Here is a 14395-nt window from a genome sequence, read left to right on the forward strand (position 1 = left end):
CAAAATTATCTGTTCTCTCATCACAAAAACGGAGGTACGAATGGATCATGGCGACAATACACTGGGGGAATCATGTTTGCCAGACGCTCATTCTTAGCTCTGCCTCCATCCGCAAAGTTTCTCTATGTTTTGCTTAAGGCGCGACGAAAGATGTCACGTCAGGAACTGATTGACGAGACCTTTCTGCCGCCTCGAACCGTCAATTACGGCCTTAGTCGGTTAAAGGATCTCGGTCTTATCCGAGACGATGTTCATGATGAGGACTCGCGGATGGTAGTCTATGAGCTGCTTGATGCCCCCTTCTAACCAGATGCAACAGATTGATCTTGCCTGACGCGAGTCACGGCAGAGGCAAGAAGTGGTGTTCTTGCCACAGACGACCTTAGTAGTGGATATGCTGTTTTTCAGCCGCGCCAAAAGCCTCATAATGACAATGACTTGCAACTTCTCAACGCTCAATTGAGGCATTGACCAATGGATTACTATGCACGAGCAGGCGTCGAGCCTATTGATGGAACTAAGCGGACACACCTCTCTAGTGATATCACCCCACACCTTGCAGGCCAAGAAGTGACGCTAATGGGCTGGGTCCATATTCTCCGCGATAAGGGGAAGATCAAGTTCCTGATCCTCCGAGATGAGGGTGGTATCATCCAAGTTGTGATTCCTCAAAAGAAAGTGACAGAAGATGTGTTTGAGGCATCAGGGCGCCTCCACCCCGAGACCGTTGTTGCTGTGACCGGGAATGTCGTTGAGTCCAAGCAGGCAAAGGCTGGAGTTGAAATACTCCCCACAAAGATCAAGATACTCAACACTGCTGAGCCTCTTCCTATTGATGTGGTCGAGGGGAAGGTTTCGATTGAGCTGGATACACGACTGAATAACCGTATTCTAGACCTTCGCAAGCCCACCGTGAATGCAATCTTTCGCATACAACATTCTCTCATTCGCTTCTCTCGTGAATTTCTTGAGACAAATGACTTTGTGGAGATTCATACTCCCAAGATTGTTGCCGAGGCTACTGAGGGTGGTGCAAACCTCTTCGAGATTGCCTACTTTGACCGCAAGGCGTTTCTTGCACAGAGCCCGCAATTTTACAAACAATTGATGCTCCTTGCCGGGTTTGGTCGGGTCTTCGAGATCGCCCCCGTATTTCGTGCAGAGAAACACAACACGCGGCGACACATCAACGAGTATACCTCCTTTGACTTTGAGATGGCATGGATCAGTGATGTTGAGGAAGTCATGGCGATGGAGGAGCAGATGCTTCACTATGCATTCAAGAAGACCTCAGAGACTCGTTTCCGTGAACTTGAGCTCCTTGGAGTTGATTTTAAGATACCCTCAGTTCCCTTCCCCAGAATCAAGTATGTCGAGGCCATTGACCTGCTGAACTCAGAGGGTAAAGAGCTCTCAATCAATGATGATCTTGATCCTGAGAGTGAACGGCTGCTTGGCGAGATCTTCCCTGAGAAATATGGGACCGACCTTGTATTCATCACGCATTATCCTCTTGAGTTGCGTCCAGCCTATACTATGCCAAGCCTTACAGATGAGGGGATGACCGAGAGCTTTGATCTCACATACAAGGGTATGGAGATCACCACTGGTGGCCAACGTATTCATCTCTATGACCTCCTTGTAGAACGATTCAAGGCAAAAGGCTTCAATCCGGACCACTTCACATTCTATCTTGATCCATTCAAGTATGGAGCGCCTCCTCATGGAGGACTTGGATTGGGTGTGGAACGTCTGACCATGCAGGTCCTCGGTCTGGAGAATATACGTGAGGCAGCACTTCTTCCACGAGACCGTGATAGAATTACACCATAGGAACTTTGTATCTGGGATGGCACGCCTCTCGCAGGTCGAGCAATGTCTGTGATCCTGTTCCCATCTACGTAACACTTGCTCTTAAAGAGATAATCGGGGGAATATTTACATCGCAGTTGACCCTAGACCCGAGGGATTTTCGAAATGAGTGATGTTTACCAATCAGAGCTTTTCGCATCAATTGCCACTTTAGACCAGCTCAAGCGTCTTTACGATCTGGGCGCGATTAACATCAGATCCTTCCAGCAGGAATCTCAGACTCTCCTCCAAGATGTTCAGCAACACATGGATGAAATGAAACGAATGGGTATTGATGTCAACGGTTTCCTTGCAGAAGAGCGAATCATTGATGAGTTTCCTGAGGCAGCTCGGATGATCGGTATAACTCCTCTCCAGACTCGGAATCTCCAAGGTCTGACCGAGGACGAATACTATGACTATATTGGACTGGCCGTGCTTGATGTGGCAACGGCTAATTCTAACAAGGGTCTCATGGGTCTTGCAGAACTCATTATTGAGGTCGTCCGCCGTCTGCCAGAGCTTAAATCTGTCAGTTACAATGATGTGATCGAGGCTGTCAACCGTGTATCTCGTGCCGGGCTAATCCCTGGTATCCGAACACTCAAAGGTGGAGTGAAGATTGTAGAGCTTCGCCCTCTTGAACTACGACGCGATCAGGCCGATGTCATCAATCTTGCCGCCAGCAAGGGCTATGTCACACTTGAAGAAGTGATGATGGCCCTCAAGTGGTCCGAGGATCATGCGCGCCGCGTTCTCTCCAGCCTTGTCGAGGCAGGAATGGCTGTTGTTGACATGAAGTTTAGTACTGGTGGCCGGTATTACTTTCCCGGGCTTCGAAGTAGTACTGAGACCAAAGAATGATTCAGCATTGGTCATCAGATCGATATGACAATGGCGCCCTTCTTTTTATCCACCCACTTGGCCATGCCCCTCTCGATCAGCATCTCCATTATTTTATACAGATCCTTCTCGGGCAGTGTTGCAAAAGATTGATGGCTCTCTTGAATGATTAGGGACTTAACATCGATTCGTACATTTCCTGTTGACAGTGCCCATTCGTAGATTATGTCCACCCAGTCCTCAAGTGGTCGCCAGTAGACCCGGAGTTGTTTTCGTTTCTTGTCCACCCACTTGGCCATGTCTTTGTCCACAAGTAGGCTCGCAATGCGCTTGAATGCCTCAGTCTTATTGAGTAGAAATTTGAACGGGGTCTCCTTGATGAACGTTGCCACTGAGAACACATGGGTGCTTGTCGCTTCGGCCCATGTGAGAAGATAGTCCGCCCACTCTTCGGTCCACATCTCAGCGTCATCTTCTCTTGGTGGTATCTGATACATCCATTCGCTCTCTTCAGGTCCGCCCCATGATGGGAATGGTATCTGAGGTCTCATCTCGGTCTCATGGATTGCGGGTGCAATGGGATCTGCTGTTGTTGTAGTTGCTGATTGCGTGCTAGTTACAGTTGCCTCTAGCTCCTCTAACATGGTATCTGGTTCCGTGTCGATCGGTGGTCGAGATACGACTGTTGGAGTGATTCTCTTAGGTGAGGTCTCAGAGCTCTGCTTTTTGGTCTTCTTTGATTCGGCTTCACGTTTGCGTTCTCGAACGCTCACGACTTAGGTCGCCTCCGCCCATTCGATGTATTTTCTGACGTTCTCAGGAGATGTTGCTGGTCGTGTGTTACTGATGGCTCGTAGAAAGTCTCCGCGCTCGACTGGTCTTACATCCAAGATCTCCTTATCATCATCAAGTCTTCCACTTCTTTGGAGATCACGGATTGGTTCCATTGAGGCCTCTCGACATACGATACTGATATCGCGGCCACTGTATCCTGCTGTGAGATCCGCAAGCTCATCGTAATCGACGTTTGCACCAATTTCAATATCTGTCATGTGGATCTCAAAAATGCTCTTCCGTGCGATCTTGTCCGGGAGAGGTACATGTATCCGTTTCTCAAAGCGAGAACGTAGAGCAAAGTCGATCTCCCAAGGAAGGTTTGTGGCGCCAATTACAGTAATCCGTTCATCCGGACTACTGGCAAGGCCTTGGAGTTCGGTGAGTAATTGAGTCTTCATTCTACGCTCGCCACCCACATCATCACCTGATCTGGCGCCACCAATGGAATCGATCTCATCAATGAACACAATCGCAGGCTGATTTTTCCGGGCCAATTCAAACAATGTATGGACGAGCCTCTCTGACTCGCCTAGCCACTTGCTGACGATGTTTGCAGCAGACACGTTGAAGAAGGTTGCCTTGATTTCAGATGCAACTGCACGCGCGATCAATGTCTTACCGCACCCTGCGGGGCCATAGAACAATATCCCTCTCCAGGGCTGTCGCACTCGCCCCTTGAACAGTTCCGGATGCTTCATTGGTGCAATGATCGCATCTTGAATTGCTTGTTTGGCATCTTCAAGTCCTGCCACATCATCCATACGCACATCGGGGACTTCTGTCACAATAGTGTCAGACATCATCTCTTGAAGCTTCTTGGTCTCCTCATCAACCTCTATGGTCTCCGCACTGGGTGTTCCCTTATCAGCATCCGCTTCAGTTTCGCTCTCGGGTTCGATAGGGGTGGGTCTGACAAGTCCAATTGAGGGACTATCTCTCTTTTCGATGCCCGATAGATGGCGAACCCTATCTACGCACTCTTGGGCGCGTTTGAAATATAGGTCTCGTAATGATGGTAATGCTGCTGCATTAGACATTTTGATGAGAACTTTACTGGCCTTCAGATAATACTGACAGGCCTCTTTTGTCATTCCCCTCTTATCAAGGTCAATTGCTTTATCAAGAAGTGCCTTGACCCCTTTATCCAATCTATCTGCCATCGTGATCACTTACTCTCAACAGGAAACAGTAATGAACTTCACTCTTTCTAGTCTAAGTGGTCTTCACTCAGACCGAGAGCTACGAAGATTTAAACGATGAGACACTGAGTTATTTATGAAAAGAGTGTTTTGGTGAGATTCTTTGGGTTCCATAAGAAAGGCCTTCACATGGGGGCGAAAAAAGCCCGACGTGTCTGAGATGCTCAGCCGGCTCAGGATACTTGTTCGTCAGCTAGAACGTGAGCGTAATAAGATGGAGAAAGAAGCCCGTGATGCTAAGGCACGTGCGGTCAAGGCGCGCAAGACCAGCAACCGTGAGGCGTATCAGATGTATGCCACTGAAATGGTTCGGTTGCGTCGCTCCACTCTAGTCCTTGACAAGACGCGGTTGCGTATCCTTCGTATTATCTCTCATGTTCAACGGGCTCAGACGACTGCAAAGGTCAGTATGGCAGTAGGTCAGGTCGCAGAGATTATGAAGATGCTGGGTGATGCGACTGAGACCCCCAAGGTGATAGATCATCTAGACGAGATCTCACGCAGGTTGGAAGAGTTTGAGATCGAGAGCGGAATTGTCGGTGAGGCCTTTGAAGTAACAAGCGATAGTCGTGTCAGTTCTGAAGATCTTACAGCAGCCATGGCAGAGATTGATGCCGAGGCTGGTGTTGCTACGGCGGTTTCGCCAACACATGTGGTCATCAGTGAGAGCGATAAATTGGAGGACGAGATTCGCGCTCTTGAAGAGGAACTCGGAAAATAACCGTCTACCACCTGAAGGATCTTCTCCTGTCCTCATAGTGATTATGTAGCCGACGGATCTTGTATTGTTCGCGCATGAGGCTTCTATACCTACGCACAAAGTCGCTGGGTACGATCATACCCGTCCGGAGCAGTTGAACGGTCTCACGAATATCGTTCTCAATATCCCTAATGGTCTGGTTCATGTGTATGGCCTCTGCATCCTGTGGTGCAGTAGCTGGCCCATAGCGCCATGTGTTTGCCCTTCCGATAATGTCCTCCAGTTCGTCCCTAAAACTATCATAACGGGGGGACATACTTGGACTATACTGGTGATCTGTTTGGGGGCGTGACCAATCAGATGAGTACCTTCTTGGAGGCGAACGGAGTTCAGGTTGTGGTGTTGAGTAGTGGTTGTTCGACAGCAGTTGATATACAAGTTCGTCGATTCTAAGACGGGCGTCACTTGCGTTCACATCGCAGGCCTGGATCTTTCGTACTCTCTGCATATCGGTCTGAATATACCTGTCGAACTTCCTTGCAATCTCGATATAATCCGGAAGGACTCTCTGTGTCTGTTCACTACATGAGATCTTTAGAACGCCCTGTTTGAACTTGAGGACCAGACGTTTTCGGAATCGGCCATCCTCCTCAAACCCGTTGAGATACAGTAATGGGAATTGGAAGATTACCTCGGTCTTTTTCCTGAAAGTCCCTGTTGTAGCAATAAAGATGAGTCGTCGATTTGTCACGTACAGAGTTCCTGAGGCCTTATCATGCTTGAGAAAATCACTACCCGTCACCCGAATCTCCGGGAAGGCACAGACTGGAAGTTCTCCGACATCAAGTTCAACAAGTTCCCCGAACCCTGCGAACTGGCGCTTATAGTAGTCGAGACCCTCAATGTGCTTGCGAAGATCTCGTAGTTTCTTGTTGACTTCTTCGAGTGTGTCATCAACATGACGCCTGTATTGAGTTCCCAATTCTGTCATTCGATTTGTGACACCAGTGATGAACGGAAACTCCTGTGCCGTCCATGACGGATAGTCCATGAGACCCTTGGTTTCAGCAGCCATCTGGCGGGCGACGATCTCGGCCTGTTTCACAATCCTGTTCTTCAGAGCTGGCAACTCGTCTTGGATGGCCTCGATCTGTTCTTCAAGCCACTTGTAATGGAGAAACTTGGCCATTCGCAACGAGACCAGTGTCTGACGTGCATCAGTAAGGTTCCTGACAAACTCGCGCAGCTTGGAGTGCCCATATTGCAGCATCATGATTGTGTGTCTCAGCTCTTGTGCAAGCTCTCTCCGTTTCTCTTCAATAGGGATCAATCGTGTCGAGCGGCACTTTGGGCAGATGTCCACTGTCCGCTTTCCGATACTCAAATTTTCAGACCCGCACTCTGGGCATTTCTCAGGTCGAGGTTGCCCTGGTGTGACTGGCCCCAATTTATGATGGCAGTCGCTACAGAAGTAGTACTCAGTCGTCCGATGATCTAGACAGTCTGAACATAATACTGCCCCGCAGTCCTCACATAGATGCGTTGCATTGCCACTGTGGCATGATTCACAAGAGTTGGGGGATGGTTGATTTTCCACGTTCAACTGTCCGCCTCCGGACTAGGCTCCAATTATACCTCTGTCATTTGCTAAGAAAGACCCATGTATTACATGGGTGTTAGTTACTCGGTTTCTGCACCAGACCTCAAAGTAGTTATAGGCTCATTTTTTTTGTCTGTCAGGCGATTTTCATGGAAGATCTCGCACAAATGGCCATTGAAGCAGCATTGAATGCTGGGGCATCCTTTGCTGATGTTCGAGTCGAAAACACGATCATGACCACAATTGAGATGAGTGATGGTGTAACTCGTCGAACTACAGCTGCGCGATTAAAAGGCGCTGGAATTCGCGCCTTTATTGATGGTGCGTGGGCTTTCGCCCAGACTACTGATCTCTCTCCTGCTGGAATGCGGGCCACTGGTGAATCCGTGGCACGGCTTGCCTTGGCCACCAAGAGCAAGGTGATGGAAAAATTCGAGATTGATGGGCCCTCCTTTACTGCTAAGGTGCACCTTGATGTTAAACGTCCCTTTCATGATGTATCCATGGAAGAAAAGATGGCCTTTGTGAAACAGATTGACTCACAGGCTAGAGCGTTTGATGCCCGCATATCCAATACACGAACGGTCTATGGTGATGTATGGACCGAACTCTACATTGTCAATTCTCTTGGGACCTCGGTCTACATGGAAAATGCTCTCCCGCGAATAATTTCAATTCCCACAGCAAAAGAGGGCGGCAATAGACAACGTGCTTTCAAGTCAGTTGGTGTGCGAGGGGGTTTTGAGATGATGGAGAAGGATGACGCGCAGAATATTGGGGCCTCTGCCGCCAAGCATGCAATTGACCTACTTGCATCAGTTGCGGCTAAGGGTGGCGTCTATGATGTGATCATGGATCCGGTTCTCAATGGCGTCATGGTTCACGAGGCATTTGGTCATGCTTGCGAGGCTGATAATTGGCCTGCCCATACCACTGTTCTCGAAGAGTTGATCGGAAAGTCGGTGGGCCCTGATTTTCTTAATATCAGCGACGATCCCACACTACCCGGTCTTCGAGGATCTTTCGAGTACGATTGGGAAGGCACGAGAACACGAAAGCGACACCTTGTCAAAAATGGAGTTCTGACTGAGATTCTTCACAGTCTTGAGACCGCCTCACGACTTGGAATGGAGCCTAATGGTGCAGCCCGATCGCAGACCTTTTCGCACTTTCCAATCCCCCGGATGAGCAATACTTTCATGGAGCGAGGTGATTGGGGTGTTGAAGAAATGTTTGAAGACACAAAGCACGGAATCCTCCTGTGCAAATTCAATTATGGATATACTGATCCTGCTAAGGGGCAGTTCATGTTTCAGGCATCACATGGTTTCTTGATTGAAAATGGAGAGATTGGTCAGATGGTTCGTGATGTTTCGTTGGCGGGTCAGATTCTTGAAGTTCTCTCAAAGGTCGATGCTGTGGGCAAAGACTTTGAATTGGATGCTGGAACCTGTGGTAAGAATGGACAGTACGTTCCAGATATGAGCGGTGGGCCACATGCACGGGTCCGTGAGATCCCAGTAGGAGGTATGTAAGATGAAGCAGGATGCACAGAATGCCGCAGAGTTCGCAGTCAAAAAAGCAGAGGAACTTGGTGCTCAACAGGCCGAGGCCTATGTTGGGATCTCCCGGTCTTTCTCGATTGATGTGGAAAACAACTCGATCAAGAGCGCATCGGAGATGCGGGATGCAGGTTGTGGGATCCGCTGTGTTGTAGATGGGCGTGTGGGATTCGCCTATGTGACCACCATCGATCATGATGATATAGTCGCAGCCGTCCGTGATGCCATCTCTCTTGCAAAGGTATCAGTTCCCGATCCCGACTTTGTGAGCCTACCAAGTGTCACAGGCTCCTATCCTACAATCAAGGGGCTATATGACAAAGAAATGGCAGAAGTTGGTCCTGATGTGGCTGCTGAGATTGTTTCGACTCTGCTTGAGTCCACCCAGGCCAAACTAGATGGCAAACAACATGCGATTGAGGCTGAACTAGAGGTTGTTTCTGGGGTCGTGGCCATTGCAAACACTCTTGGTGTTGATGCCTTGAGCCAAGGGACTACCGGAGTGATCTATTCCATACCCACTATCAAAGTGGATGGTGAGCAGACCTCAAGTTATGATTATGAGTTATCTTGTGCATTGAAGGACCTTCATCCAGAAAAGGTTGGGTCAACAGCAGCAGAGATGACCCTCTCTCTTCTTGGAGCAAAGACGGTCGAGAGCGGGACGCTTCCTGTCATCCTCTTACCGACTGCGGTTTCTACGATTATCGGTAGTGGTTTTGCCGGAGCTGTAAATGCAGAGGAGGTTCAGTTTGGACGATCGTACATCAGTGATGCGATAGGTGACAGTATTGCCTCCCCCGATTTGACGATCATCGATGACGCGCTCTTGGAGGGCAGTACAGGGTCTCGTCCCTTCGATGCAGAGGGTGTTCCCTCGCGGAAGACTCCCGTCTTAGAGGCGGGTGTTCTCAAGAATCTGCTTCACAACTCTTACACGGCACAGAAGGATGGTGTGGAGAACACTGCTAACGCAGTACGTGCCTCCTATTCTGGTATTCCGAATATTGGCACAACCAATTTCATAGTCCAACCCGGACGAGGCACTCTTGATGATCTCATTGCCGAAGTCGGTCGTGGTATTATCTGTCGCAATACTGGGGACCGGCCCAACATGACCACTGGTGATTTGAGTGCTATGGTGATGGAAGGGTTCTACTTCGAGAATGGTGCGATTCAATACCCTGTAAAGAACACACTAATTGGTATCAATATGCGCGACCTTCTCAAGCGTGTGATGCTAATTGGCAGCGATGTGCGACGTACATCCCGCGTGATCACGCCATCCATTGTCATCGAGTCTGCTACCATCACATCCGGTTAACGACTGGAATGCCTAAGAGCCTGAGGCAATTGGCCATAGTCTGCTTGAAGGCTCGAACAAGTTCAAGTCGGGCTGCCCGTAGATCGCCATCCGCCTTCAATACGGGGCAGTTGTCATAGAACTTGCTGAACAGCGTACCAAGCTCGAAGCCATAGGTCGTCAACCTGTTCGAACTGAATGTGGTTCCACGCGGTTGTCTATTAAGCCCTCTTACAATCTCAAGAACCTCATTCGGAAATCTACCGATGGCCTTGATGAGTGCATACTCCTGAGGTGCGGTAAGGATGGCAAGATTCGGATTACCATTGTCAACTCCTGCTTTTTCTAAGATCCTCTGGGCACGTGCATGAGAGTATTGTAGATATGGTCCTGCATCGCCATCAAAGTCGAGAGCCTCTGACCACCGAAACGTGATCTTTCTATCTGGTGAGGCATTAAGCATGAAGTATCGCAGTGCTCCAACTGCGACTTGGGTAGCAACTTTCTCGACAAACTCGTCATCTGCATCCGGATTGCGTTTCTTGACCTCTTCAGTGGCCAGTTCACGGGCCCTATCCAGTACATCGTCAGTCGTGTAGCCAATCCATGTGCCTTTCCGTCCAGAAAAGCCGGCTTCCTCAAGGCCTACGAATTCATATGCCACATGATGAGAGTTCTTGCTGGCCTTTTTGTATCCAAGAAGGTCGAGAATATTGTAGATCAGCCGTTGAGGGTGTGCCTGAGCAGCAGCGATCACATTGAACACATCATCGATCTTTCCGAGATCGTGTTTCTTCCCTTTAAGGGATGACCTATAGACGACCTCTCCATTAGGTTGGGTTTCAAACTCCGTATAATGAAATGGGTCTTCTATGATCCTGTGCTTCCACATCTGAAATGCGACATCTGCACCTGTATACGTTCGAGTACCATCTGACCTGAAGAGCACCTTATACGGATCCTTCATACCTTTGAACTCATCAAGGTCGTCAAGCTTTGCTACGATGCAGCCTGCCTTCTCCCCCTCTTTCATCTTGAAGATGCTGTCGCACTGAAGCATCATCTTACGTGCTCTCTCTAATAATCCACTGTGAGCAATTGAACTCTCCCAGATTTGGTAATGATGGTAGATCTCCAACTCATATGCGGTCTTGTTCTGTGACTTGACACATTCTGTGACCATTTTGGTTCCGAGTTTGAATGCTTCCGAGTTGGGGTCTTCTAATTGCTGGCCGATCTCTCTGACCTGTCTCTCAACATTCTCGTCTTCAAACGCCTTCTGAACATCAACATAGAGACGACCCAAAAAATGATCATATTTCTCTCCTTTCTTGGGCTCCTCCGAATCTTGCATAAGCTTCCAAATCAGTTGAGCGATTTGGAGTCCCAGATCATTGATGTAGTCTATCCTGATGACATCATAGCCCGTGGCCTCAAGTACATTTGACAGTGTATCTCCAAGGATTGCATTCCGTGCATGACCTATATGCCACGGTTTTGATGGATTGACCGCTGGAAATTCTATCATTGCGCGTCTTCCAGCATTTTCACCGGTTCGCCCATAGCTCTCTTTTCTCTCTCGGACTGTGTCTAGTACTATCTTGGCCATCTCGCCCGGTTCAAAGAAGATATTGATGTATGGCCCCTTTGCTTCAACAGTGCGAATGAGTGGATACTTCTGTATTTGTTCTCTCAGTTGCTGCACGAGATCATTGGCAATTATTGCCGGGCTCTTTCTGAGTTGCTTTGCTAGTTGAAATGAGATCGTTGTCGCCACATCGCCAAGCTGTGGGTCTGGTGGGATCTCGATGAACTGTTTGACCGTCTCAGTATCAACATTAGCGACTTCTGATATCATATTTACAGCCAGATCTTCACAGTAAATCCATGGGTTCTCCATTGCATTCATTCACCTGTTTCAATGAGACCCCCCTCTATTGACTCATAAATCCCGCGATAGTTCTCCTCTCTCATATCGCGTCGCGCGCATCCGACTAAGCGATGTATATACTTATAGTGTTATTTTTAATCAATGAAGAATTTGAGAAACCGTGCAAACCATTATATATGTTTGTTGCTTGTAGATGTTAATTGTTCTCTAAATAGAGAATAATCCCTTCCGTCCGCGTCGCCGAGTGCTCTCCCACACGCCATGGGGGATACTCAAGCATTGGTTCATTGACGACTCTGACCGCAGGTCCCTCACAGAGAGGGCCTGAAGGGAGATGATTGGACTGGCCAGCAGACAAGAAAAGACCCGGACTCACAGGGAGAGTGGCCTTGGCACACCAAAATACGTCTGTTCTGCGTGTTCCTCAACTGACGTGTATATCGATTCCACCCGTGGGGAGGTCATTTGTGCAAATTGTGGACTCGTTCTTTCTGACCATTCTATTGATATGGGGCCTGAATGGAGGGCCTTTACCGCTGACGAACAAAACGCTCGCCAGCGTGTAGGAGGTCCCGCTGATTGGAGTAAATTCGATCAGGGGCTCACGACAATAATTGGTCGGCAAAACGTGGATGCAGCAGGGCGAAAGCTCTCATCAACACGACGCGCACAGATTCACCGCCTACGAAAGTGGCAGATACGTACAAAGGTTCACTCCTCTGATAAACGCAACCTTGCAGTTGCGATGACGGAGCTTCACAGAATTAGTTCACAACTCAGCATTCCCTATTCAATTCGAGAGACCTCTGCTGTGATATACAGAAAGGCACTCCGAAAGCGATTGACTAGGGGGCGCACAATTCTTGGTATGGTTGCTGCCTCACTGTACCTTGCATGCCGCGTACATCAGGTCCCACGACCTCTTGAGGAGATTGTTGAGCAAATTCATATCACTCGAAAAGAGCTCAGCCTATGTGTACGCCTGATTTTGAGATATCTCAATCTCAAGATTCCACACAGCAATCCCATCGAGTTTGTCCATCGGTTTGGAACTGAACTGAATCTTCCTGGTGAGACCAAGAAGAAAGCAATTGACATCCTTGAAAAAGCACGAGCAGAACGGCTCACGATTGGAAAAGATCCCAAGGGCATGGCTGCTGCTGCCATTTATGTGGCGAGCATCTTGACAGGCTCTCGGCGAACTCAGCTTGAAATCGCTCGTACCGCAAGAGTGACTGAGGTCACTGTCAGAAATCGGTACAAGGAGATGGTTGATCGTCTGGGGATCTCCACGATGTGAAGTCGAAGGCAACAACAAACTTCGAGGACAGGGTTCATTCCCTGTCCCCGGCTCTATTTCAAAATTTTAGGTGCGGTTGAAGAAGTGCTGCTCGCCGATGTTTTAGTACAGTGTCGCTTGTTCCGTGATGATGCGTGGACTTCTCTTGGGGAATGTCGTGTTCGGTTGCAACAGGACTCGTTATCACTTGAGGTTCACGATCCACAGGGGCCGTATTGTATTGATATGACGTTCGAACGTATTCATATTGAGATAGAAGAGGCATCAACTGGGCCCATTTTGTTCATCAAATTGGTCATGCGTGATCTCACAGTAGTTGTCGAGGTCAGAGGGGGCCATTCTCAAGTAACTGCCTTAGCCGAAGCAGTCTTGAGCATAGAATAATCGGAATGACTATCGTTCAGTGCATACACATAGAGCTTATCTTATATCGAATAGATAATCAACATAGAGGAGCAATCTAGGCATTGACCAATCGTCGATCGATTCTGGGTATATGGGTGATTGAACGCGATACTGGCCGAAACCTTGTGGCCCGAGCCTACGAAGAGACGGATGTGGATATGGATCTCATTGCACCATTTCTCTCGGCCACTCACACGTTCATAGACCGTGCGTCCAATGAAGCGCTCAAGACTATTGATACAGAGAGCTCCCGTTATGTGTGGGTCGGAAACGAGCATCTGTTGTTCGTGATGATCGTCAGCAAGGCTGCACGGATCGGTCACATGCGTTTTCTCCTTGATTACGCACTTGAGGAATTCATGAAACGAATGATTCCAGAAGGTGAAGATCTCGGGCAGGTCCTACAGAAATGGCATGGACATCCGCAGACCTTTGCGGCATTTGGAAAATTCCTTGATGAGCTCGTTGCACAGTATGAGGTCACTGATGATAGCCTACTCACTGGAAAGTCTATGGACTGTCTTGAGGTACATAATCACATCTTTCGCAATCTAATGCGTATGGATATTGACAGTAAGACACGAAAGCAACTTGTAAAGACGCTCAAGAAAGAGATAGAACCATTAATCGAAAAATACCCCTTTCTTGCAACAGTCCCTATTGACGGTGCAGGAATTGAGGTTCTCGATATTGACATAATCAATCATGACATTCCCTACAAGACATTACGAGAGGCCTTAGAGGAGCTCTTCAAGACCGTCGCCAACTGTGTTCGCACTACTATCGATAAACGAAAATACCATTCTGTCCTTCTCAACCATGTGATGCCTTACGTCAAAGGGGATCTACGACGCCTTCAGACCTATGCGATCCTTGATGATGTCATACGGTATCTCTTTTAGTC

The 14395-nt window shown here is 48.5% G+C and carries 13 protein-coding genes; 9 read left to right on the top strand and 4 right to left on the bottom strand.

Going from position 1 to position 14395, the window contains the following annotated elements; genetic code table 11:
• Positions 1–72 precede the first annotated feature (72 nt).
• From K9W43_01930 to K9W43_01940, 3 genes are all read left to right on the top strand, one after another.
• The gene (locus K9W43_01930; protein MCF2135974.1) at positions 73–306 is read left to right on the top strand and encodes a MarR family transcriptional regulator; all 234 of its coding nucleotides are present in this window, start codon (positions 73–75) and stop codon (positions 304–306) included.
• A gap of 168 nt (positions 307–474) precedes the next feature.
• The gene (gene aspS, locus K9W43_01935) at positions 475–1833 is read left to right on the top strand and encodes an aspartate--tRNA(Asn) ligase (GenBank protein MCF2135975.1); all 1359 of its coding nucleotides are present in this window, start codon (positions 475–477) and stop codon (positions 1831–1833) included.
• Between the two features lie 144 nt (positions 1834–1977).
• The gene (locus tag K9W43_01940; protein MCF2135976.1) at positions 1978–2715 is read left to right on the top strand and encodes an EAP30/Vps36 family vacuolar-sorting protein; all 738 of its coding nucleotides are present in this window, start codon (positions 1978–1980) and stop codon (positions 2713–2715) included.
• Between the two features lie 14 nt (positions 2716–2729).
• On the opposite strand, the gene K9W43_01945 is transcribed toward K9W43_01940, so the two are convergent.
• Both K9W43_01945 and K9W43_01950 read right to left on the bottom strand, forming a co-directional pair.
• Positions 2730–3467 carry a vacuolar protein-sorting-associated protein 25 gene (locus tag K9W43_01945; GenBank protein ID MCF2135977.1) on the bottom strand — a complete coding sequence of 246 codons (738 nt, stop codon included), beginning with the start codon at positions 3465–3467 and terminating at the stop codon, positions 2730–2732.
• Positions 3468–3470: 3 nt separating this feature from the next.
• On the bottom strand, positions 3471–4691 hold the full coding sequence (locus K9W43_01950; GenBank protein ID MCF2135978.1) for an AAA family ATPase: 1221 nt from the start codon (positions 4689–4691) through the stop codon (positions 3471–3473).
• Between the two features lie 142 nt (positions 4692–4833).
• Between K9W43_01950 and K9W43_01955 the strand changes: the two genes are divergently transcribed.
• A complete protein-coding gene (locus K9W43_01955) occupies positions 4834–5451 on the top strand; it encodes an SNF7 family protein (protein MCF2135979.1) in 618 nt (205 codons plus the stop codon).
• Positions 5452–5455: 4 nt separating this feature from the next.
• Here the strand turns inward: K9W43_01955 and K9W43_01960 are convergent, their stop codons facing one another.
• Entirely contained in the window at positions 5456–6814 is a 1359-nt protein-coding gene (locus K9W43_01960; protein ID MCF2135980.1) for a hypothetical protein, read from the bottom strand.
• A 365-nt stretch (positions 6815–7179) separates the two neighbouring features.
• Here K9W43_01960 and K9W43_01965 point away from each other — a divergent pair, with 365 nt between their 5' ends.
• Both K9W43_01965 and K9W43_01970 read left to right on the top strand, forming a co-directional pair.
• Complete coding sequence (locus tag K9W43_01965; protein MCF2135981.1) at positions 7180–8565, top strand: TldD/PmbA family protein; 1386 nt, start codon at positions 7180–7182, stop codon at positions 8563–8565.
• Position 8566: 1 nt separating this feature from the next.
• Positions 8567–9916, top strand: coding sequence for a TldD/PmbA family protein (locus tag K9W43_01970; GenBank protein ID MCF2135982.1), 1350 nt, complete (start codon positions 8567–8569; stop codon positions 9914–9916).
• On the opposite strand, the gene K9W43_01975 is transcribed toward K9W43_01970, so the two are convergent.
• On the bottom strand, positions 9903–11795 hold the full coding sequence (locus K9W43_01975; protein ID MCF2135983.1) for an arginine--tRNA ligase: 1893 nt from the start codon (positions 11793–11795) through the stop codon (positions 9903–9905). The genes K9W43_01970 and K9W43_01975 overlap by 14 nt on opposite strands.
• Positions 11796–12120: 325 nt before the next feature.
• Here K9W43_01975 and K9W43_01980 point away from each other — a divergent pair, with 325 nt between their 5' ends.
• The 3 genes from K9W43_01980 (at position 12121) to K9W43_01990 (ending at position 14393) form a co-directional block, all read left to right on the top strand.
• Positions 12121–13086: a transcription initiation factor IIB gene (locus tag K9W43_01980; GenBank protein MCF2135984.1), complete on the top strand. Its 966-nt coding sequence runs from the start codon at positions 12121–12123 to the stop codon at positions 13084–13086.
• Between the two features lie 84 nt (positions 13087–13170).
• Entirely contained in the window at positions 13171–13470 is a 300-nt protein-coding gene (locus K9W43_01985) for a hypothetical protein (GenBank protein MCF2135985.1), read from the top strand.
• A gap of 83 nt (positions 13471–13553) precedes the next feature.
• Entirely contained in the window at positions 13554–14393 is an 840-nt protein-coding gene (locus tag K9W43_01990; protein MCF2135986.1) for a hypothetical protein, read from the top strand.
• Positions 14394–14395: the final 2 nt, after the last annotated feature.

This window comes from Candidatus Thorarchaeota archaeon, assembly GCA_021498125.1.
GTDB lineage: Archaea > Asgardarchaeota > Thorarchaeia > Thorarchaeales > Thorarchaeaceae > B65-G9.